Annotated in this window: 20 protein-coding genes; 7 read left to right on the top strand and 13 right to left on the bottom strand. The window is 37.0% G+C overall.

What is annotated here, in order from left to right:
- Positions 1-6: 6 nt before the first annotated feature.
- Positions 7-1,902 (bottom strand): acetate--CoA ligase, encoded by a 1,896-nt coding sequence (acs, locus tag BLW93_RS04015; protein WP_076712825.1) that lies wholly within the window; start codon positions 1,900-1,902, stop codon positions 7-9.
- A gap of 75 nt (positions 1,903-1,977) precedes the next feature.
- Here acs and BLW93_RS04010 point away from each other — a divergent pair, with 75 nt between their 5' ends.
- Complete coding sequence (locus BLW93_RS04010; RefSeq protein WP_076712824.1) at positions 1,978-2,949, top strand: GDP-mannose 4,6-dehydratase; 972 nt, start codon at positions 1,978-1,980, stop codon at positions 2,947-2,949.
- On the opposite strand, the gene BLW93_RS04005 is transcribed toward BLW93_RS04010, so the two are convergent.
- Positions 2,946-3,716, bottom strand: a complete 771-nt coding sequence (locus BLW93_RS04005; RefSeq protein WP_076712823.1) for a TrmB family transcriptional regulator — start codon at positions 3,714-3,716, stop codon at positions 2,946-2,948. The genes BLW93_RS04010 and BLW93_RS04005 overlap by 4 nt on opposite strands.
- A 208-nt stretch (positions 3,717-3,924) precedes the next feature.
- Between BLW93_RS04005 and BLW93_RS04000 the strand changes: the two genes are divergently transcribed.
- Complete coding sequence (locus BLW93_RS04000; protein ID WP_076712822.1) at positions 3,925-4,959, top strand: SPOR domain-containing protein; 1,035 nt, start codon at positions 3,925-3,927, stop codon at positions 4,957-4,959.
- On the opposite strand, the gene BLW93_RS03995 is transcribed toward BLW93_RS04000, so the two are convergent.
- Both BLW93_RS03995 and BLW93_RS03990 read right to left on the bottom strand, forming a co-directional pair.
- Complete coding sequence (locus BLW93_RS03995) at positions 4,934-6,037, bottom strand: M99 family carboxypeptidase catalytic domain-containing protein (RefSeq protein ID WP_076712821.1); 1,104 nt, start codon at positions 6,035-6,037, stop codon at positions 4,934-4,936. The two genes, BLW93_RS04000 and BLW93_RS03995, sit on opposite strands and share 26 nt — an antisense overlap.
- A complete protein-coding gene (locus BLW93_RS03990) occupies positions 6,007-7,059 on the bottom strand; it encodes a L,D-transpeptidase family protein (RefSeq protein WP_158025375.1) in 1,053 nt (350 codons plus the stop codon). The genes BLW93_RS03995 and BLW93_RS03990 overlap by 31 nt, the downstream gene beginning before the upstream one ends.
- Before the next feature lie 154 nt (positions 7,060-7,213).
- On the opposite strand from BLW93_RS03990, the gene BLW93_RS03985 reads away from it, so the two are divergent.
- Positions 7,214-10,096, top strand: a complete 2,883-nt coding sequence (locus tag BLW93_RS03985; protein ID WP_076712819.1) for an SPOR domain-containing protein — start codon at positions 7,214-7,216, stop codon at positions 10,094-10,096.
- A 17-nt stretch (positions 10,097-10,113) separates the two neighbouring features.
- Here the strand turns inward: BLW93_RS03985 and rpsT are convergent, their stop codons facing one another.
- From rpsT to BLW93_RS03940, 9 genes are all read right to left on the bottom strand, one after another.
- A complete protein-coding gene (rpsT, locus tag BLW93_RS03980) occupies positions 10,114-10,395 on the bottom strand; it encodes a 30S ribosomal protein S20 (protein WP_076712818.1) in 282 nt (93 codons plus the stop codon).
- A gap of 68 nt (positions 10,396-10,463) precedes the next feature.
- On the bottom strand, positions 10,464-12,581 hold the full coding sequence (gene rnr, locus BLW93_RS03975; RefSeq protein ID WP_076712817.1) for a ribonuclease R: 2,118 nt from the start codon (positions 12,579-12,581) through the stop codon (positions 10,464-10,466).
- 98 nt (positions 12,582-12,679) lie between these two features.
- Positions 12,680-13,471 carry a TlyA family RNA methyltransferase gene (locus tag BLW93_RS03970; protein ID WP_076712816.1) on the bottom strand — a complete coding sequence of 264 codons (792 nt, stop codon included), beginning with the start codon at positions 13,469-13,471 and terminating at the stop codon, positions 12,680-12,682.
- Complete coding sequence (gene crcB / locus BLW93_RS03965) at positions 13,468-13,845, bottom strand: fluoride efflux transporter CrcB (RefSeq protein ID WP_076712815.1); 378 nt, start codon at positions 13,843-13,845, stop codon at positions 13,468-13,470. The genes BLW93_RS03970 and crcB overlap by 4 nt, the downstream gene beginning before the upstream one ends.
- Positions 13,842-14,993 (bottom strand): ATP cone domain-containing protein, encoded by a 1,152-nt coding sequence (locus BLW93_RS03960; RefSeq protein ID WP_076712814.1) that lies wholly within the window; start codon positions 14,991-14,993, stop codon positions 13,842-13,844. The genes crcB and BLW93_RS03960 overlap by 4 nt, the downstream gene beginning before the upstream one ends.
- Positions 14,994-15,006: 13 nt before the next feature.
- On the bottom strand, positions 15,007-16,017 hold the full coding sequence (gene mltG / locus BLW93_RS03955; protein WP_076712813.1) for an endolytic transglycosylase MltG: 1,011 nt from the start codon (positions 16,015-16,017) through the stop codon (positions 15,007-15,009).
- 2 nt (positions 16,018-16,019) lie between these two features.
- Positions 16,020-16,607, bottom strand: a complete 588-nt coding sequence (locus tag BLW93_RS03950; RefSeq protein WP_076712812.1) for a CDP-alcohol phosphatidyltransferase family protein — start codon at positions 16,605-16,607, stop codon at positions 16,020-16,022.
- Positions 16,608-16,713: 106 nt separating this feature from the next.
- The gene (locus BLW93_RS03945) at positions 16,714-16,971 is read right to left on the bottom strand and encodes a hypothetical protein (protein ID WP_076712811.1); all 258 of its coding nucleotides are present in this window, start codon (positions 16,969-16,971) and stop codon (positions 16,714-16,716) included.
- Between the two features lie 73 nt (positions 16,972-17,044).
- Entirely contained in the window at positions 17,045-17,608 is a 564-nt protein-coding gene (locus BLW93_RS03940; protein ID WP_076712810.1) for a TetR/AcrR family transcriptional regulator, read from the bottom strand.
- A 128-nt stretch (positions 17,609-17,736) separates the two neighbouring features.
- On the opposite strand from BLW93_RS03940, the gene trpE reads away from it, so the two are divergent.
- The 4 genes from trpE to BLW93_RS03925 all read left to right on the top strand — a co-directional run.
- Complete coding sequence (gene trpE, locus BLW93_RS03935; RefSeq protein WP_076712809.1) at positions 17,737-19,233, top strand: anthranilate synthase component I; 1,497 nt, start codon at positions 17,737-17,739, stop codon at positions 19,231-19,233.
- Between the two features lie 20 nt (positions 19,234-19,253).
- Entirely contained in the window at positions 19,254-20,702 is a 1,449-nt protein-coding gene (gene dnaB / locus BLW93_RS03930; protein WP_076712808.1) for a replicative DNA helicase, read from the top strand.
- A gap of 71 nt (positions 20,703-20,773) precedes the next feature.
- Complete coding sequence (locus BLW93_RS09000; RefSeq protein ID WP_281246666.1) at positions 20,774-20,908, top strand: hypothetical protein; 135 nt, start codon at positions 20,774-20,776, stop codon at positions 20,906-20,908.
- 21 nt (positions 20,909-20,929) lie between these two features.
- A partial coding sequence (locus BLW93_RS03925; RefSeq protein ID WP_245791970.1) for a transposase occupies positions 20,930-21,367 on the top strand: 438 nt, incomplete at its 3' end.

The raw sequence follows: 21,367 nt of genomic DNA, 5'->3' as shown, positions 1-21,367 counted from the left end.
TCTAAATTAATCTTCAAGTGTAGAAAGGTCTCCCGGATCCATTCCAAGCTCTTTAGCCTTAAGAACTCTTCTCATTATCTTACCACTTCTTGTTTTTGGAAGCTTATCAACAAACTCTATTTCTGAAGGCACGGCAAGGGCACCAAGTTCCATACGAACATGATATTTAAGATCCTCTATCAATTTGTCAGATGGTTCATGACCGGATTTAAGGATGATAAATGCCTTTATCGCCTCTCCTTTTACAGGGTCAGGTTTACCGATAACAGCTGCTTCAGCAACAGCTGGGTGAGAAACAAGGGCTGACTCTACTTCCATCGTCCCGATTCTGTGTCCTGAAACGTTAATAACATCATCGGCTCTACCTAAAATCATTATGTAACCGTCTGCGTCTTTTGTCGCAACGTCTCCTGCAAAATAGCAGTTCGGAATAGTCTTCCAGTAACTTTCATACTTTTCAGGATTCTTATGAATCCTTCTCATCATGGAAGGCCATGGATATTTAACGACAAGGAAACCGCCTTTATCTGCCTCTACCGGATTTCCTTCTTTATCAACAACATCGGCAATCACACCTGGCACAGGTTTACCGGCTTTACCAGGCTTCATAGGAAGACCGTCTATGGTCGTTATCATGACTGCACCAGTTTCAGTCTGCCACCAGGTATCAACAATTGGACACTTCTCCTTACCTATTATCTTATAATACCAGAGCCACGCTTCAGGATTTATCGGTTCACCAACAGAACCTAAAAGCCTGAGAGAAGAAAGGTCATACTTATTGGGCCATTCTTCTCCTGCCCTCATAAACATTCTTATTGCGGTAGGCGCCGTGTAAAAGATAGTTACACCATACTTTTCAATTAACTTCCACCATCTTCCAAAGTCTGGATAGTTTGGAGCACCTTCTGCTATAACCTGAGTTGCACCTGCAACAAGCGGTCCGTAAACGATGTAGCTGTGCCCTGTAATCCAGCCAGGATCAGCAGTACACCAGAAAATATCGTCATCTTTAAGATCAAAAACTGTCTTCATAGAGTAGTAAGTCCCGACCATATAACCACCGGTTGTATGTATGACACCTTTGGGCTTTCCTGTGGAACCGGAAGTGTAGAGCATAAACAGAGGATCTTCTGAATCCATAACTTCAGGCTCACAGTAGGAAGGCTCGTTTTCTATAAACTTATAAAAGTCAATCTCTTTCTCACCTATAAGATCAACCCTGGGCTTTAATCTCCTTAGAACAACTACCTTTTCAACTGTTTCGAGGTCTCTAATAGCCTCGTCAACTATCTGTTTTAGAGGAATCGCCCTTCCTCTTCTAATCGTAACATCAGCTGTAATTACCATTTTTGCTTCTGCATCTTCTATCCTGTGTCTCAAAGCAGGAACGCTAAAACCGGCATAAACAACAGAATGGACAGCACCTATTCTTGCACATGCAAGCATAGCTGCAACCTGTTCAATAACAAGAGGCATATAAATTACAACTCTATCTCCCTTTTTTATACCAGCCCTTTTAAGGGCATTGGCAAGTTTATTAACAAGCGTGTAAAGACTTCCATAAGTTACAACCTTTTCATTGCCGAATTCGTCTTCCCAGAAAAATGCTACTTTATTTTTCTTTCCATTCTTAACGTGTCTGTCAAGAGCATTTACTGTTATGTTTGTCTGAGCGTTAACAAACCACTTAGCGTATGGAAGTTCCCACTCCAAAACCTTATCCCACTTGCGATACCAGAAAAGTTCTTCTGCAACTTCCGCCCAAAAAACTTCAGGATTGTCAAGAAATTTCTTATACTCTTCCTCGTAGCTTTTAACGTTTGCATTTTTTACAAACGATTCTGGAGGATTGATTACCGTTGATACATGCAACAAATTTTGAAGCTTCTCTTCACTCATACTTACCTCCCGTAAAATGTGATTTATGGATTTACATTAATTTTACAATATTTAGCTTATATAAGGGAGTCTGCAATGAATAAAGTTCTTTTAACCGGTACAGCAGGATTCATAGGATTTAAAACGGCACAACTTCTTTTAGAGAAAGGATATGACGTAGTCGGCGTTGATAACATGAACGACTACTATGATGTCAGAGTAAAAGAATACAGACTAAACCTACTTAAAGAATATCCAAACTTCAAGTTTTACAAAACAGACATAGAAAATCTGGAAGCTCTGGAAATAATCTTTAAAGATCACTCCTTTGATGGAGTAATAAACCTGGCGGCAAGAGCCGGCGTAAGGTATAGCCTGGTTGATCCGTTCGTATACGTAACAACAAACACTCTGGGAACAACGAATCTACTTGAACTTATGCAAAAATATAATGTGAAAAAGTTTGTCTTAGCATCAACTTCTTCCCTCTACGCAGGACAGAAGATGCCATTCATAGAGGATTTGCCGGTCAATACCCCCATATCTCCTTACGCAGCAAGCAAAAAAGGCGCGGAAGCCATGGCATACACATATCATCATCTATACGGAATAGATGTTACAGTATTAAGATACTTTACCGTTTACGGACCGGCAGGAAGACCTGATATGAGTGTATTCAGATTTATAAAGTGGATAGAGGAGGACACACCTATAACAATATTCGGCGACGGAACCCAGAAAAGGGATTTCACTTATGTAGATGATATAGCAGAAGGAACAATAAAAGCTTTAGAAACAGAAACAGGTTATGAAATAATCAATTTAGGTGGCAATAAACCTTACAAACTAAATTATATGATAGAGTTGATAGAAAAATTTACCGGAAAAACAGCCAAAAAGGTTTATAAAGAATTTCACAAGGCAGACATGAAAGCTACATGGGCAAACATAGAAAAAGCAAAAAAACTCTTAAAGTGGCAACCAAAAATTTCTCTGGAAGAAGGGATAAGAAGAACTGTAAAATGGCACAAAGAGAACGCCAAATGGCTTAAAGAGGTTAAAGTTTAACAGTTTTCACCATTACTTTCCCAGGCTTTATCAAAGTAAAAAATATAAGGTTCTATGAGAAGAGAATTTTCCGTATAAAAACCGTAAGGCATGTTATCATTGTCAACATAAACCATCAAAAGTTTTTTATCATCAACAATAAGCTGATATCTGAAAGATACATCCGCCTCTTTAAACTCTCCTTTTAATTTCTTAATTTCATCTACACACTCTTTATCAAACCTTCCCATTGCAAATAATTTTACACCCTGTCTTACATACTTCTCTAAACTACCTTTGCATCCCAACACGTATAAAGGTTTAATGCCGCTTATTTTAACAATCTTTTCTGCAGAGGAAAGCATCTCTATTACCTTCGAAACGATAGCTTCGTTTCCTTCAAGTATCATCACCTGAGAACCGGTATAACTTTTATCTCTGACTTCAGGAACTTTCCCTTCTATAACGGGAATAAGCTTTTTTAACTCCTGTTCTTTTAGTTCAAACTCAAGTTTCAACTGCGTAATCCTATTTTCAAGGGCTTTTCTTGGACTAAAAGGCAAAAACTTTTTGGGATTTGTATGTTTTATATGGATAAAACCTTTCCTTTCCAGCGCTGAAAGAGCATCATATACCCTCTGTTGAGGAATACCTGCCCACTTAGCAACATTTGTAGCCGTTGCTTCTCCAAGAATTAACAATGCATAATAAGCCTTAGCCTCGTAAGACGTTAAACCGTATTGATTTAAAAGCTTAACAAAGGTTTCATCAATTGATATCTTCGGCATTTTTTCCTCTCCTTGTAAAAAACAGACAATCTTTACTAAAAAATATTACATCAGAAATCAGAACAAAAGCAACCTCTATTATTTGAGTATAAGTTTTTATGAAAAAGAAATCCACGAATGAGTGGTGGAAAGAAGAGAAAACTTTATATATAATTAATCGATGTTAAAAATTTTGCTAAATAATTGGGTCCTACAGAGAGGTATTTTGATGAAAAAAAACTTAAAAGTCTTTTTAATAGTTACTTTTTCAATAATTTTGTCCGTTAATTTTTTAAATAAGGCTTTTGCAAAAGAGACACCCGTATATACAATACAGCTAACCAACACAAAAAGCAAGAAGGAAGCAGAACGTATTTTTAATAAAATCCGAAATCTTGAATATTCCAGAATAGATAAAGTAAAAACAAGATATAAAGTAAGAGTGGGTCTGTTTAAAACAAAACAAGAAGCCAGAAATTATTTGAAAAATCATCCAGAAATCAAAAAAATATCTCCAAGTGCTTACATAACATTAAACTACTACAGCCCTGAAAGGACAATAAAAAAAGGGCATTTTCCATCTGAAATTAAGAAAGCGGAAATAAAACAAACAAAGCAAGAGAAACCGCTCAAACAAAAAACAACTCCTTCCACAGAAAAGAACACTTCAGAAAGTGAAAAGAGCATGACAATCAAAAAACCGCAAAAAGCAGGTAGAAAGGTCCCCCAAAATACTATAACCACAAAAACCATAAACCTGAATAATCCAACACTCAGAAGGTACTTGCTCTGGATAATAATGGCAATATCTGGAACAGTTGCAGCTATTACTGCAGTAGTGTTAGTTAGAAAATTCAATGTAGAAGAGACATTATGCTGTATCACCGATAAATTTCAAAATGTATACATTAACGCACTAAAATGTATTCCCCTTAGAACTTCAAAGAAAATCCTGGAATATCACTACAAAAAAGTAGGTGATTTCCGTTCTTTAATTTTAATGAAATTACAAGACCAGGATTTCAACTTTATACTTAGAGAAACTCCCAAGTATCTTCTTAAACATCCAGAAGATATACTGGTATGGAAAATATACATAGAGGTCCTTGCCCAATTAGGTATATACTCAGAAGCAGCAACAGCCTGTGAAAAACTCGCCGAAATACTGAGAAAAAATGCCCGCCCGGAAGCTGCTGAAAATTATCTCAAAAAAGCGGAAGAATACAGAAAAAAAGTAGCTAAGCCAATAGAAAATGCAGACTAAATAATTTTTGAAAATCGTCCTTTATATCAACAGAAAGACCACCTTTCACATAGAAGGTTTTCCAGTTTAAATTTACCCCTCTGGGAACACCAAACATACCTCTGCTTCCGTTGAAAGAAACAAAAGAAATTTCCGAACCAACAGGAAGTTTAAAAGTTCTGGAATTGGAAACGATAACACTCCTGCCATTTATATTAAGAACAGCACTGACACTTTGTTTGCTTCTGTTTTCTTTCAAAAACGCCGTATAAAGGTCGCTGAAAGAAGGTTTTATCCTAACACCGTATATATCAAAAAACTTACTTAGCATCAAAAGATGAAACCTAACTTTCTCTTTTAAAGAAGGAAGCTGTTTGGAAACTTCCAGACAAAACGCAGGAGTGTCACACTTTGACAAACAAAAATAGGTAAGAGATTTCCGCTGCTCCTTATGTTTTGTATCAGGACTGAAAGTTCTTGTCGAATAAACTGGAATTTTCCACTCTCTTCTGTTTATAAACTTATTAACATAAGAAGACACAGCAGAAGCTACAGAATAAAGATTAAATCTTTTATATACCTTCTCATCTATAACAATACATTGGCCCCACGCGTTTTTGTTAACTGAATGAAACCCAAAACCGTCATGAAGAGAAAGAACAACATCAGGTTTATACTTCTCAATAACACTTTTTATTCTTTGAACATACGGATAATCAGGATCTCTATTTGAAATAAAAGCAAACTTCCTGTTCATATCCCCGTTGTAACCTCTCTTAAAAGCCAGAATAGAAGTGAAATTACTACGGGGTAAAATTATCAATTCACCTTTTTCAACTTCGACATCCATAAGCATATCAGCAGCTTTATAGGCACCCGGTTCGTTTCCGTGAATTCCACCTATTACAATAATCCTTCCACCTTTTGTCTTACCATACCTGTAAGAAAACTCCATAGGTTTATCAGGAAAAGAAAAGTGAAGTCTGTTTCTTTTTTTTCCGGTAGATGCCCAGGATACAGCTGGTAATGAAGCTAAAGAAAACCCAAGCATTTTAATAAAATAGTCTTTTAGAAGCTCTCTTCTCCCAATATTTTCCATTTTTCACCTTCTTTAGTCACATAAAGTAGTTTATGCCCCTGCCAGTTATAATTGTTTGAACGATATTTCATATCAAACGATATTAAATATAATCTTCCGAAGCTTAACAATCTACCATCTCTTGTAATCGCCAGGTTCGATATCTTTATTTTAATCCATTTTTTGCCAGCTGTAACCCTTTTCTTATACTTTTTCCATTCATTAAAGCTGTATTTGTCTGTGACAAAATTCTTGGAATAGAAAGAAAAATACGTTTGTAAATCCTCAGGAGAATTTTCCCACGCCGCTTTCCATTTATAAACAAAATCTACAAGTGAATTTCTTTCGGAAACAAAATTTTTAAAAGGCTCCTTACAAAGTTCATCAACAATTATTACAGGTGTTTCTTTTGGGGTAATAAATTTCCTGAGCCTCTTCAAATCCTTGTTTTCAAGCACTATACAACCGTTGGTGCTGTGGGGTGGCCGTGACGGTGTATCCATACCGTGAATCCATATACCGTGTCCCCCTCTACGGAGAATTTTTCTATCTATCAAATTGGGATAATTTAAGACAAAAGCTCCCGGACCGTAAATTTTAGGAAGATGTCCTCTCCAGTAAAGAGGAATATAGATACCTTCCGGTGTCCTTTGATCTCCCTCTTTTAACTTATCTCCTGGCTTTTTACCGGTAACACAGTCAAATTCTGCAACTATTACGGGCACCCCAGATTTTTCTTTTATAACATACAACTTTTCTATTACTTTATTAACAACCAAAGCATCTATTCCATCTGGTAGATATAGCACATTGCAGGGAATATAATTTCCAGAGAGCAATTCTGCATCGGTTAACTTATCCTGATGAAGCAGGAGGAGAATTTCTAAAAGTTTTTTTTCCTCTTGAGACAGATTTTTCTGAAGATAATAGGCTTTTTCTACCTCACCTTTTTTCAAAGCTTTTATAACATCATCAAGAGTTGAAGCTGATGCTGAAATAAAGAGAAAAATAACTATAAAAAATACCGCCGTAAGTTTTTTCACAATTCCTCCTAATATCCAATGCTAAATAATAGCTATAATTTTAACAAAAAAAAGACCCAGTTCTCTATACTTCAATAAATTTCTTTATATGTTGACAAAAACTTACCAGTAAGGTATAAAATCTTTACGATTCTAACCGGTAAAGGTTGAAAAAATGAAGAGAACGGGAAAGGCTATATTTGCAGCTATTTTGATTGGGCTGGGAATAGGAACGTCCGTTTACGCCGAGCCTTCTGTAAACTATAAGAACATCAAAGTAAAAGGATATCTTTACTCTTACGAAGTTGGAACATTTACAAATAAAAACAAAGCTTTTGAATTTATTCTTAATTTACCCGAAAATCTAAGGAAAAGTGCCTACTTATACCAAATAGGAAATAAATACAGTGTTCGCATATTTTTGGCAACATCTCCATCCATTTTAACCGTATACAAACCTATACTAAAGGCCCTAAATCTGCCTGTAAAAGTGGTTAAAACTCCTGATATCTTTCTTTATTCAATCCAATTAATAACTGCAACAAAAAGAGATGCTGCTGAGCGTCTGTACAAAAGATTACCTCCTGAAATAAAAAAAGAAGCTTTTATATATAAAACAGATTCTGGATACTACACGGTAAGAGTTTTTTTGGCCAGAACCAGAAAAGAGGCGAAGAAATTACAAAAAAAACTGACATTTTTACCGATTAAAACAGTTATAGTTCCAACATCACCTACCAAACTGGGATTGGAAAAACAGCAGGAAAAATTAGAGAAAAAACCAAAAGAACTTGTCCCTTCATCCATTCCTATAATAAAAGCTCCTATTGTTCCAGGGAAAAAAGCAGAAGTTATAATACAGGCCGTTCCGCCAACAGTAAAAGAAAAAGTTAAAAAGATAAAGTTAAAGGAAATTCAAACACCTATAGTCCAATCACCAGAAAACAAAACTCTTTCCGAATTTAAAATTCAGAAAAAGCTGAAAAAAATCGTCCTGAGCTCGGAAAAACTTATAAAAGGGAATAAAACAAAAGCAATAAGGACAAAAACATCCGGAGAAGTTGTGGTTCCTAAAAAAGAACCTTACAAAGCAGGAGAGATTGAATTTTCGAGTCTCCTCCCTCTCATTGACAGAACAGTAAATCTTTATGCTCAATGGCAATATAACACGGTATATAAAGACGGCGACAGAAGCTCTTTCTTTAACGAAAACTACAACTTTAACACACCCGGAGAGGTAACGGACGGCATAAAATATTTGATATCAGTAGGATATTCTAAATATCACACAGACGTAGATACCTGGCAATCAACATTCAGGCCGGCACTAAATACCAGACTAACTAATGACCTTTTCAATCTATCATCGTCAATAAGCCTTATTAATACAAAAACATCTTCGGGATATAACGGAAAAAACAAAAACTACGAACTGATATTTTCTTCAGCATGGAATCCCAAATATCCATACATTAGCGCGGCTGTATCAAAAAATTCCGTATCCTCTGATGATATAAATTCAGATACATACAGTAGAAGATTTTCAACAGGCTACACATATAAAAGAAACCTCACATTAGGTTATTCCTATACCCACTCAAAAACAGAGGATCATGTAAGAGATGTTTTCTCAGAAACAACTAACCACAATGCGAACATATCTGTCAGAAAAGCCTTCTTTAACGGAAAAATTTATCTGTCTGCAATAGAAAGTATATACTACTCTGACAACCGCTATTCTCTGAAAAGCGTTAACGGCTACTACTATAAGAAAGTCTATCCGGTAACCGGGCTAAGCGGCATAGACACGTCTCCTTCTATAGGAACTTTAACGCCAAACGCCCTTCTAACAGATGGAGATTATAACACCAGCGCCGGAATCAACTTACAAACACCGTATGAAAATATAGCAATCAATACAGATTACCAACCGGTTGATTTAATCACTCTCTATATAGGCGGGAATCTAACCACAACGGATATATCAACGCTTCAATGGGATCTATATACAAGTAGCGATGGAAATGTATGGAATATAGTCGCAACAAATGTTCCTTTCACCTATGACAATCAGACAGAAACCTTAAACTTCGTTCTTCCTCAGAGAATAGAGGACAACTACATAAAACTTGTTCTAACATCTACAGGAGCTACCAACATCGGTTATGTAACAGAAGTAGAAGCGTATGAAAAAGTAGCAAATGCCACAACAGTGATAAATGATTCTTCCACCCACGGAGATACAACCAGAGTTGGCATCAGAATCAAACTTCCACTAAATCTTGGATACTCATTCCAGTATGAAAGAACAGGTAGAGACGGAGAAGAAATAAGCAGTAAATTTTCTCACAACCTTTCCGGAATGTGGCGTTACAGGTATATCCAGATAGGAGCGGGTGCAGGAAGGACAGATTACTTTATAAAAGATCAGGACACAAGAAGCTCCCAAAGAGCTAACATCGATATAAAAGCAAAACCTTTAAACACACTTTCACTTAGAGCGGGAACCGGTTACATAGAAAACTTTATCAATTATGACAAAACATCTACTTCTTTTATAATAAGCACCGGGCTAAATGCAAGAATCTTTACAGGATTAAACGCCGGACTTTCAAACGATATTGTTAAAACTACAAACGAGGAAACCAATACAAGCGCTACAAGTTACAACACAAAGCTCAACATTAATGCAAAGCTCTTCCCAAGTCTTCTGGTTTCAAGTTCCATTCAGCACAACGTATCATCAACCACAACCGATATATATTCTGTATCTTCTACCTGGACACCGTCTGAGATTCTTAGATTAACCATCTCCGAAGGCTACATTTCAAGAGAAAATGATAAAAATAGCTCCACCACAAATATAAGCCTTTCAATAGTGCCAAGAGGAGGAGATATTAGATACAGTGTAAGTATGGCTTCAAGTAACGGGAAAGAATCTTATTCGGGGAACGTTTTCTGGCAGGTCAGTGAATACTTCACCGCAAATAGTTATTTAAGATACACACCTTCAGATGATAGCGTTTCTACCGGCGCTACGGTAAATGCGAGATGGTAAGCGAAACACAGGGCAGATTAGCCCTGTGCAAGCTCTTTTTCAAGTTCTGCAACAGCTTTAGAAATTCTTGACATTCTTCTTGAAGCTTCGTTTTTATGAATAACGCCTCTGGCAGCTGCCCTCTCAATATACTTCATAGCAATCCTGAGTTGCTCTTTAGCAAGCTCAAGATTCTTTTCTTCAACAGCTTTAAGAACCTTCTTTGATTCTGTCTTGAGTCTTCTCACATATATTCTATTTCTTTCGCGTCTTTTGATGTTCTGACGAAGACGCTTCTTAGCAGATTTTATATTCGGCATTAAAAACACCTCCTTTCTTTCTATTTTGCAGTGTCAAAGTTTATAGCAAAAGAGAGAACTTTTCAAGCTCAGCGAGACAGTTGAAGCTTTTTAACAACTTCAAACTCTGCTTTCCTATTTTCAACATCTACAGCCACAAGTCTCACGAGAACTCTATCACCTATCCTGAAAAGTGTTTTTGTCCTCTCTCCAAGCAAACAATACTGTTTAGGGATGCAGATGTAGTAATCATTTTTAAGAGCAGAAACGTGAACAAAACCTGGAATCAGCTCATCAACAGTTTCCACAAAAAGGCCCTGTTCGGAAACACCTGTAACTATTGCTTCAAAAACTTCTCCTATTCTGCCGGCAGCATACTGAAGCTGCTTAAGCTGAATAACATCTCTTTCTGCCTCATCAGCATTAATAGATCTTTCAGTAATATGTTTACATATTTTTTCAAGTTCTTCCTCCCAGAAAGGTATGTTTTCACTGTTAAATTTACCTTTTAATGCCATTTTTATTAAGCGGTGAAGTTGAAGATCGGCGTAACGTCTTATCGGAGATGTAAAGTGAGTGTAACAGGTAGAAGCCAGACCGAAATGTCCTATGTTGTCAGGAGAATACTTTGCCCTCGCCATAGTCCTCAACATTAGATAGTTAACAAGCTTCTCTTCCGGCTTTCCGGTAACCTGCTCCAGTATTTTCTGCAAAAGTTTTGGCTGAATATCATTTTTAATGTTTGGAACTTTTATACCTAAAGACTTAACAAAGTTAAGAAACTCCGCAAGTTTTTCCCTGTCGGGAGATTCGTGAATCCTGTAAACAGAAGGATAATCTGCCCAGAACATAAACTCTGCGACTGTCTCATTAGCAACTATCATAAACTCTTCTATAAGTCTGTGAGACCAGAGCCTTTCTGCCTTGTATATATCTACCGGCTCACCTTCGGCATTAAGAACAACTACCGGTTCTGGAAGATCAAAATCTATACTGCCTCTTTTATATCTCTTTCTGTGAAGAATTTGAGCAAGTTCATACATGTGCCTGAGAGATTCAACAACGTGAGGAAACTGCTTAACAGCTTCTTCATCACCGTCTATTATCCTTTGAGCTATGTCATAGGTAAGTCTTGCCTTACTGTGAATAACGCTTTCGTAAATTTTATAGTCAATAACTATCCCGTGCTTATTTATTTCCATCTCACAGGTAAAGGTTAACCTATCAACGTCAGGATTAAGTGAACAGATACCGTTGGAGAGTCTTTCAGGAAGCATAGGAATACATCTATCCGGAAAATAGACACTTGTTCCTCTATTGTAAGCTTCTTTATCAAGGGCACTTCCCGGTTTTACATAGTTGGAAACATCAGCAATATGAACAAAAAGTTTATAGTTACCGTTAGGCAACTTCTTTATTGCAACCGCGTCGTCAAAATCTTTAGCCGTTTCACCATCTATCGTAAACGTTAACTGCTCTCTTAAATCAACTCTTCCCTTTAAATCTGATTCGGAAACTTCCTGAGGTACTTTTTCCGCCTCTTCAAGAACTTCCGATGGAAACTCTACGGGAAGGTCATACTTCCTGATAATCAATTCTATGTCCAGTTTAGAACCACTTTTGCCAAGGTTTTCCACAACCCTGCCTACCGGCCCTCTTGTTTCAGAAGGATAAGAGATTATCTCCGCAACAACATAATCCCCGTCTTCAACATTCTTAAAATCTTCCGAAGTCAGAATTACATCGTAACGAATTCTTCTGTCTTCCGGCACAACGAAACAGTGTTTTTTATATTTTTCCACTCTACCAACAACCTTTTTAACTGCCCTATCAATTATGGAAACAATCTTCCCTTCTCTCTTTCCATCTTTACCTTCTTTCGTAACCTGAACGGCAACTATATCCCCGTTCATAGCACCTGCCATGTTTCTACCGGCAACAAAAACTCCTTTACCGCCTTCAAGCGGATCAACAAAACCAAACCCTTCTTTATAGGCACACAATTTTCCAACAATAAGATTTAACTTCTCCGGCAGGGCATATTTGGCACCTTTGAGTTTTACAAGCTTTCCGTTTCTGGCCATCTCTTTTAGTTTCTCTCTTAAAGCTTCCCGCTCCTCAGGCGGTATACCCAAAAATTTAGCTATCTCTCTTGCCTTAAGAGGCTTATTCAATTTATGTAAAGCTTCAAAAATTTTTTCTTCCATCACTCCTCCTGAAAATAAAGAAGCGGAAGTTGCTTTTGATATAACCCGCCTCTTAATGATTAAATTTTGCCCCTAATTTGTGACTTTTTTATAAAATTTCAACTCTTTAATATTTCCTTTTCAATCCTGTCACCGGTCAAAAGCTCATCTTTCAAATCTTTTGTCAACAAAATCAGAAATTCTTTATTTCCCTTGGGACCCCTTGGCTCAGACAGAACAATATCAACAGGATAAAGCCCTTCTTTTTTCGCAAAAGCAGCAATCTTATCTATGGCTTTTCTGTGAAGCTCAGGTGATCGGATAACCCCTTTACCTTTATCTACCTCCTTTTTTGAAAGTTCAAACTGCGGTTTTATCAGAGCAATTATTCTGCCTCCATCCTTCAAAAATTTCTTAACAACAGGTAATATTTTTGTTAAGGATATAAAAGACACATCTATAACTATCAGATCAACCTTTTCAGGAACTTCCTTCTCTGTCAAATAACGCGCATTAAACTGTTCTATGGAAATAACTCTATCATCGTTTCTCAACTTCCAGTCAAGTTGCCCCCTGCCAACATCAACAGCATAAATCTTTCTCGCACCGTGCTTTAGAAGACAATCTGTAAAACCTCCTGTTGAAGCACCAACATCAAGACAAATCCAATTTCCAGGATTTATGTTAAAGGCCTTCAATGCAGTTTCTAACTTTAATCCGCCTCGCGAAACGTAAGGAATATCTTCTCCCTTCAGTTCAACCTTCGCATCAACAGGAATCTTTGTTCCTGCTTTATCAACAATGCTACCATTAACCAAAACTTTCCCAGCCATTATAAGGGCACGTGCCCTTTCTCTACTTTTAACAAGATTCCTATTGACAAGGATCTTATCCAATCTCTCTTTTTTCATACCACTCTCAGGAATCTTGTATAGAGATACATACCCGTAACTGTTGCTGTAAGACACAAAGATACATTGAAAACGATGTTCATTATCCCTTGAAGAAGCATACCATCTTGAATAAGTGCAACTGTTTCATAACTAAATGATGAAAATGTAGTTAAAGCTCCTAAAAAGCCAGTGATAAAGAATCCTTTCCACTCAGGAGCAATTATGTCTTTAAAGAGCATGGCAAGAATACCGATAATGAAGCTTCCAAGAACATTAACGGTAAGAGTACCAAAAGGAAATGTGCTACCGGTAAGCTTTTGAACAAAACCTGCAATCAGGAATCTTGAAATAGCTCCCAGGAAACCTCCAATTCCAACATAGAGAAATATCATGATATCTCTACCTCTCTAAGTAATCTGTCTGTTATAACCTCTATGGCTTTTTGCCTTGCTTGATCAAAGTCTATGTTATCTATTATAGGGATTCCTTCTTCTTTCGCAAGTTTATAGAGGTAATTCTGAATAAGCCTTATGGATTTGAAGTTTTTCAAATATTTTTTACTGGTTCTTTGAGAAACCTTTTCTCTAGTTTTGAAACGGCTCTTATGGATATCCTCATCAAGAGTTGTGAGAAGAATGGGAACAATATGAGCTTTTTCAATTTCACGAGATTCTTTAAAAGCTCCGGGAATAAGGTGAATACCTTCAACAATTAAACTAACATTCTCTTTTATCGCCCTGTCTATAATTGCCTGTACACCTGTCAAAACTTTTTCCGATTGATCAAGATAACCGTAAACTATCTTTTCCTCTTTTGACATCTCTCCAAAACGATATATAACTTTCCCAGCTTCATAACTTGAAACGTGAATAGAAGGAACAAGATCTTTTGAAATCATCTTCCGCATAACTTCTCTGACTGAATCGGTAGAAACCATTCTGTTTATGTCAAAAATTGTCGTAAGCTCGGCGGCAAGCTTTGATTTTCCCACACCGGTAGCACCAGATATCAAAACAATTATTGGTTTCTTAAGGTTTTTTAATTTTCTCCATACAAGATACCGAGCTGCCACATCCCTACCGTATCTTTCAGTCAAAATTCTTTCGACAAGAGATCTTATTTCCTTTCGCTTTACACTCTGCTTTCCCGAAAGTCTTAAAACCTTCTCAACACTCTTAGCTATTTGAAAGGCTTCAGCAGTATCTAAGCCAGCACTTCTTATGGAGTTTGCCAAAATCCCTTTTGAAAAAGGAACAGAAGCTCTGCAGTTGTCTTCTTCAACCAGTATTTCTTTATTTTTAAGATAGTTCTTATATTTCCTTGCTATCTCCTTACCGTAAGATTCTTTAAGCTCTTTGTACACTCTCTTTGAAAGTTCTTTAAGAGTAATTTCATCTTTAAATGTCCTGGCGATTCTGTCAGCAACTTTATAAGAATCATCTATTGAAAGTCCCAGTTTCATGAGAGATTTAACCAAAACACCTCGAGAAAATGGATATTTTTCTCCCGAATCACTTATAACATACTTCCTCTTCTTCACATCTCCTCCGGGACTATTTTACATGTCTATTGTAATACTTTCTCATCTTTCTCAAATGTTCTTTGTAAGTTTTAGAAAAAACATGTTTACCATTTACGGCAAAAAAGTAAAGAAATGTAGTATTTACAGGATACATAGCAGCTCTTATGGATTTTATCCCTGGATTGCATATAGGAGTCGGTGGTAATCCTCTAACTAAATAAGTATTAAACGGAGATTTTATTTTCTCTATATCTTTGCCATTCAACCTTTTCTTAAAAATCCCTTTTAGCCTGTATGCATATATAACAGTAGGATCACACTGAAGAGGCATCTTCCTTATAAGTCTTTTATAAATAATACCTGCAATGATCGGTCTTTCAGGTTCCAGAGATGTCTCTTTTTCCACAATGGAAGCAACCGTAAGCAATTTCTTAACAGAAACAGAACCAAGGGCCCTTTTAACAAGAGCAGGTGGGTTATAAGTTTTAAAAAGAGGGTTAACCTTCCTGTTAAAATTGGAAACCATTCCAGATACAATCTCGCTGCATGTAGCTTCTCTATCGACAAGATATGTATCCGGGAAAAGGAAACCTTCTAGTGATGTTGAATTAATACCCATAAAACGGACAAATGTAGAATTGAAAGCAAGCCGTAAAAACCGCTCTTTATTGCAATTTGGAAAATGGGAATCAAGAACACCGGCAACATCAAAAAGATCATAACCTTCCGGAATAACAAACTTTACATAGTGAACCTGCCCTCTGGAAAGAATTTTCAAAATATCTTCATCAGAATACGTACCATTCAATATATATTTACCGGCTTTTACCTTTACATTATTAAATCTTGCATAAATCTTTGAGATGAACGGTTCCTTTATTACATGCTCTTTTGCTAATCTATCAATAACAGCATAGGTAGATTCACCTTTTCTAACAGAAAAAGAAACATCCATTTTCCTTGAGGTTTCAAACGAAAAAACCATGCCAAATAGCAGCAGAAAAATAATCAGACATACGAAATAAAAAAAACGCCTTTTCAACTTTAAGATTCTCTCTTGAGAATTTTAATAGTATAGAAAAATCTTTGAAAAGCAGTAAAGTTTGAAAAAAGAGCTAAAAAAAGTAGCATAGAATCAACAAATCCTGTAAAAAGGGCAAAAAGAATGATAAAAAATCTTTCAGGCCTTTCAATCAAACCAACTTTACACTCTACTCCAAGGGATTCAGCTCTTGCCTTGGCATAACTTGTAGCAAATGAACCCATAATGGATAAAAGTCCAAGAACCGCCATTGTTGTATCTTTTCCTTCAACGGCAAGGACAACAAACGCAGCAAGAGGAAAAAAGTCAGCATACCTATCAAAAAAAGAATCCATAAAAGCTCCTGCTTTTGTAACCCTTCCTTTTACCCGTGCCAGTATACCGTCCAGCATATCGCAGGCGCCGGCAAACAGAAAAACAAAACCGGCAATTGCAAACATTCTCCTGTATATCAAAAGCGCACTGATCAGGGAAAGAGAAAAACCCATAAGCGTTAAAATGTCCGGAGTAACTCCCACAGTATCAAAAGCTTCCGCAAGAGGTTTTAACATCTTTTGAATTTTAACTTTAATGTTAGTAGAGCTTATCATGACAACCACCCTGTAAAGTGTTAGATGTATTATATGCTATAGAAGAAGGAAAATAAAAAAAGGGGCGGAAATTCCGCCCCTTCTCATGCAAAACTTAAAATTAAGATTACTGACCGGATTTCATTCTCTTCATTGTTCCATTCATTGTCCCATTCATCGTTCCATTCATAGTGGCATTATCCATACCTGTGCAGTTTCCTGCTCTCGTTCTCTGCCTTATTTGATGCTCTTCACCATGATTCTGAATCATTATGCTCTTCCCACCACCATTCCTGGAAGAACCGCCCTTTGAACCTTTACCGGCAAAAGCCAACGGAGTAAGAGCAGCAAGAATAACAGCCGTAGCAACAAAAAACTTTTTCATAATTTTCCTCCTGAAAGTTAGTCTAATATTAATTTATAGAAATTAGAAAGTGATTGCAAATTTCTTTCAACAATTATCTTTTAATGCCTTCTGTTACAATTTTGAAGATAGTCTCTTCTATAGAATTTATATTTTGCTTAATTCGTCCCTTAGCCTCTGAATAAACCAGATTTTTTACGGCTCCGGAAAGAAAAAGCATAACAATCTTACTGTCAAAATCTTTGAAAATACCCTCCTTTTTCCCTTTTTCTATCATTTTAGTAAGTTTATTTATAAAATTATCATACCAGAAAGATAAACCAAATTTTTCAAGATCTGCAACGGAAAAAGTTCCTACATCACGTAAAAAAAATTTAAAGAAATCTTTATTTTCTTCAAAAAATTTAAAAGCCTCATGAATATAAGCCCTCAAAGCATCAAGCGGCGGTTTATCAGAAATAGCACTGACTATCCTTTTTTCCATCTCAAACAGCTTCATCCTGACGACTTCTCTGTAAAGCTCGTCTTTGCCGCTGAAAAATCTGTATATAGTGCCTACGGCAACGCCCGCCTCGTGGGCGATCATGGCAACTTTGGCTTCATGATAACCATAAGTAGAAAAAATCTTATCTGCAGCCTTCAAAATGGTATCTTTCATTACGTCAACCCCTGAAAGAATAAAAGTTTAGAATTTCAGAGTTTAATTATACATAAACCATGTGTAATCCCGATTTAACATTACCAAAAGGTATAATTCTATTTTACAACTAACCATGGAGAACGCAGATGAAACTGGAAGATGTAAAAAGCTTGGTCTCAAAAGGATTCAACCTTATACCAATATATAGAGAAATAGTGGCAGATTTTGAAACGCCTCTTTCGGCATTTGTAAAACTTAAACCAATAGGAGCGAACATACTGTTAGAAAGTGTCGAGGGCGGCGAAAAGTGGGGAAGATATTCAATAATAGGTATCGGGAATCTGGTTACTGTTAAAAGCAAAGAAAGATTCGTAGAAATAAACCGCAACGGTAGAATAGAGGTAAAAGAAATAAAAACAGATCCCCTGGAAATTCTCAGGGAAGAGTTCAAAAGATATAAGCCTTTCAGAGACAAGAATTTGCCCAGAATGTGGGGCGGATTTTTTGGATATTTAGGTTACGATACCGTAAAATTTTTTGAGCCGAGAGTAACCTCCTTTTCGAAAAAGAATAAAGAAGATTCCATGTTATACGATATGGTCTTTTCAATACCAAGAAATTTAATAATTTTTGATAACGTTTCAAAAACAATGAAAATAATAGGTTACATAATAGAAAGGGACTACTCTCCGATAGAAGAAATCTATGAAGAAACCATAGCATCCATCAATGAAATAGAAAAACAGCTGACAGAAAGTATTCCGGCAGATAGGGAAGCCACAGGAGCAAAAGTAACCCGAAACTGGAAGGTAAACTTTTCAGACGGCGAATTTGCAGGAGCTGTTAAAAAGGCAAAAGAATACATAAAAGCAGGAGATATTATTCAGGTTGTTCTGTCAAGACGTTTTGAAAAACCATTTAAAAGTGACGCCGTTACACTTTACAGGGCGTTGAGATTTATCAATCCATCACCTTACATGTATCTACTTGATTACAATGACTTTCAGATTGTCGGTGCATCTCCTGAAGTACTGATAAGACTAACCGACGGAAAGATCGAAACAAGACCCATCGCTGGAACGAGAAGAAGAGGAAAAACCGAAGAAGAAGACCTTGCAATGGAAAGAGAACTACTTTCAGATGAAAAAGAAAAAGCAGAACACATAATGCTTGTTGACCTTGCAAGGAACGACGTAGGTAGAGTAGCCAAAAATGGAACGGTAAAAGTAACAGACCTTATGATCATAGAGAGATACTCCCACGTTATGCACATTGTTTCAAATGTTGTAGGAAAGCTTAAAAAAGGCTTTGATGCGTTTGACGTTTTGAAAGCGTGCTTTCCGGCAGGAACAGTATCAGGCGCCCCAAAGGTTCGTGCAATGGAAATTATAGAAGAGATGGAACCTTCCAAAAGAGGCGTTTATGCAGGTGCGGTAGGATATTTCTCTTTCGATGGAAATATGGATACTGCAATAGCCATAAGAACAGCTGTCGTCAGGAAAGATAAAGTTTACGTTCAAGCAGGCGCCGGCATAGTTGCCGATTCCAAACCTGAACTTGAAGTAAAAGAAACACTCAATAAGGCAAAAGCTATTTTTAAAGCCGTTGAGTTTGCCGAAAAAGGACTTAAATTTCACAACTGAAATTTTAAAAGAGGTATTCCATGAAACCCTTTGACATAGAGGCAGAACTTAAAGTTCTTGGAACGGTGATTATTCAGCCGTCCTTTGTATTTAGAGCGGTAGAACTTCTTAATCCTGAAGATTTCTTCAAAAAAGAGCATAAAGAGTTTTTCAAATTTATCAAAATACTTTTAGGTGAAGGTTATACGGAAAAGCAACTTAACGAGATATCTTACAAAGATGAACTGGAAAAAAGAGGCCTTCTTGAGAAAGTGGGCGGCGAAGAATACCTCTCCTACATGATAGAGTTTGCTCTAGATAACTATGAAAAGTTTGAATCTGCCTGCAAAATAGTAAAAGACAAAGCACTTCTAAGAAAAATCCTTGAAATCACGGAAGAGATACCTAAAAAGATAGAAGAGACTCCAGACCCGGACATTCTCATAGATAACATAGAGAAAAAGGTTTTTGCCCTATCAGAAGAGAGAATAACAAACAGCTTAATACCTGTTTCTGAAATTATACAGTCGGTAATAGAAGAGATAGAAAAGCTGGCGGTAAAAAGGGAAATGGTAACAGGTATTCCCACAGGCTTTTCCGACCTTGACACAAAAACGTCAGGACTTCAAGATTCAGACCTTATAATCATAGCCGCAAGACCTTCCATGGGTAAAACTGCTTTTGCACTTTCCATAGCCTACAACGTTGCCATAGAGAGAGGCAAAAGCGTAGCCATTTTCTCTCTTGAGATGTCAAAAGAACAATTAATAACAAGGCTATTGGCACAGGCTTCCGGTGTTCCTCTACATAAAATTCGATCTGGATTCCTTTCTTCTCAAGAGCTTGACAGACTTATAGAAGCAGCCGATACGGTAAAAGAAGCACCAATCTATATTGACGATACACCAGGCATATCTGTTCTGGAAATGCGCGCCAAAGCAAGGAGACTTAAAAGTGAAAAAGGGCTTGACCTTATAATTATTGACTACCTCCAGCTTATGAGGGGAATAAGAAAAACGGAAAACAGACAGCAGGAAGTATCCGAAATTTCCCGTTCCCTTAAAGGACTGGCAAAAGAGCTAAATATTCCTGTGATAGCCCTATCTCAGCTTTCTCGTCAGGTTGAACATCGTTCAGACAAAAGACCGCAACTTGCAGATCTGAGGGAAAGTGGATCCATAGAGCAGGACGCGGATGTCGTAATGTTCATTCACAGGCCCGAAGTTTACAAAAAAGATCCCCCGCCGGAAGAAAGAGGCATAGCAGAAATCATAATAGCAAAACAAAGAAACGGCCCCACAGGAACGATAACACTTTCCTTTATAAAAGACCTCACAAGATTTGAAAACCTGAAAGAAACAGAATTAATTAAAAATGAAGAAGAATCTGCCGAAGAAGAACCTCCCATCATAATGGAAGAATCACAACCTTCACCCCCACCAGATTTCACCTTTGATGAGGGAGACGAAGATTACGGTTTTGAGTTCTAAATTTAATTAAACCAACTTGATATTCTGATTATCTTATGCTACATTTTAATTAAAGCATCTTGGGGAATCTAATGAAGAAAATAATAGCAACATACCTATTATTGCTTACCCTTACAGGAAGTGCTTCTTCAACAGAAAGTTTAAAAAGACTATTTGAAAACCAAAATTACGATGAAATAATTGGAATTCTTCAAACTATTCGGTAGTGTACGATATTTTGTGTAAGCTTGAGAAATGGGATAACCTCCTGGGGAACACCCCACAAATACCAACCCCAGGAGGCAAAAATGGAACTACAGAAGATTTTACCAGACCTAGTTAAGGAAGTGGTAAAGCAAACCTTAGAGTCAATCATGACGGCTGAAAGAGAAGTGTTTCTTAAAGAACATGGAGGAACAAAGAACGGCTTTTACGTTAGAAACTTAGATACTGTTATCGGTAAGCTTGAAAATCTGAGAATTCCAAGAGATAGAGAGGGAAAATTCAGAACAAAGTTGATAGAACCTTATAGAAGAAGAGATATCAATCTTGAAGACTTAATACTTGGGATGTTTGCCTCTGGTATGAGTGCAAGAGCAGTAGCCCAGGCTCTTGAAAGCGTGTTTGAACTTAAATACTCACCCTCAACCATAAGCAAAATATCGCAGGTAACCTTAGAGGAAATA

The sequence above is a fragment of the Desulfurobacterium indicum genome, assembly GCF_001968985.1.
GTDB classification, from domain to species: domain Bacteria; phylum Aquificota; class Aquificia; order Desulfurobacteriales; family Desulfurobacteriaceae; genus Desulfurobacterium_A; species Desulfurobacterium_A indicum.
Note: the sequence above shows the minus strand (reverse complement) of the source record. Positions and strands in the feature narration are given on the sequence as shown.

What these genes read in the sequence shown, in the direction of transcription:
- rnr (WP_076712817.1), bottom strand. Translation starts at nt 12,581, where the DNA reads ATGGAAGAAAAAATTTTTGAAGCTTTACATAAATTGAATAAGCCTCTT.
- BLW93_RS03945 (WP_076712811.1), bottom strand. Translation starts at nt 16,971, where the DNA reads ATGAAAAAGTTTTTTGTTGCTACGGCTGTTATTCTTGCTGCTCTTACT.
- BLW93_RS04005 (WP_076712823.1), bottom strand. Translation starts at nt 3,716, where the DNA reads ATGCCGAAGATATCAATTGATGAAACCTTTGTTAAGCTTTTAAATCAA.
- BLW93_RS04010 (WP_076712824.1), top strand. Translation starts at nt 1,978, where the DNA reads ATGAATAAAGTTCTTTTAACCGGTACAGCAGGATTCATAGGATTTAAA.
- trpE (WP_076712809.1), top strand. Translation starts at nt 17,737, where the DNA reads ATGAAACTGGAAGATGTAAAAAGCTTGGTCTCAAAAGGATTCAACCTT.
- BLW93_RS03940 (WP_076712810.1), bottom strand. Translation starts at nt 17,608, where the DNA reads ATGAAAGATACCATTTTGAAGGCTGCAGATAAGATTTTTTCTACTTAT.
- BLW93_RS03995 (WP_076712821.1), bottom strand. Translation starts at nt 6,037, where the DNA reads ATGGAAAATATTGGGAGAAGAGAGCTTCTAAAAGACTATTTTATTAAA.
- BLW93_RS04000 (WP_076712822.1), top strand. Translation starts at nt 3,925, where the DNA reads ATGAAAAAAAACTTAAAAGTCTTTTTAATAGTTACTTTTTCAATAATT.
- BLW93_RS03950 (WP_076712812.1), bottom strand. Translation starts at nt 16,607, where the DNA reads ATGATAAGCTCTACTAACATTAAAGTTAAAATTCAAAAGATGTTAAAA.
- rpsT (WP_076712818.1), bottom strand. Translation starts at nt 10,395, where the DNA reads ATGCCGAATATAAAATCTGCTAAGAAGCGTCTTCGTCAGAACATCAAA.
- acs (WP_076712825.1), bottom strand. Translation starts at nt 1,902, where the DNA reads ATGAGTGAAGAGAAGCTTCAAAATTTGTTGCATGTATCAACGGTAATC.
- BLW93_RS03985 (WP_076712819.1), top strand. Translation starts at nt 7,214, where the DNA reads ATGAAGAGAACGGGAAAGGCTATATTTGCAGCTATTTTGATTGGGCTG.
- dnaB (WP_076712808.1), top strand. Translation starts at nt 19,254, where the DNA reads ATGAAACCCTTTGACATAGAGGCAGAACTTAAAGTTCTTGGAACGGTG.
- BLW93_RS09000 (WP_281246666.1), top strand. Translation starts at nt 20,774, where the DNA reads ATGAAGAAAATAATAGCAACATACCTATTATTGCTTACCCTTACAGGA.
- crcB (WP_076712815.1), bottom strand. Translation starts at nt 13,845, where the DNA reads ATGATATTTCTCTATGTTGGAATTGGAGGTTTCCTGGGAGCTATTTCA.
- BLW93_RS03970 (WP_076712816.1), bottom strand. Translation starts at nt 13,471, where the DNA reads ATGAAAAAAGAGAGATTGGATAAGATCCTTGTCAATAGGAATCTTGTT.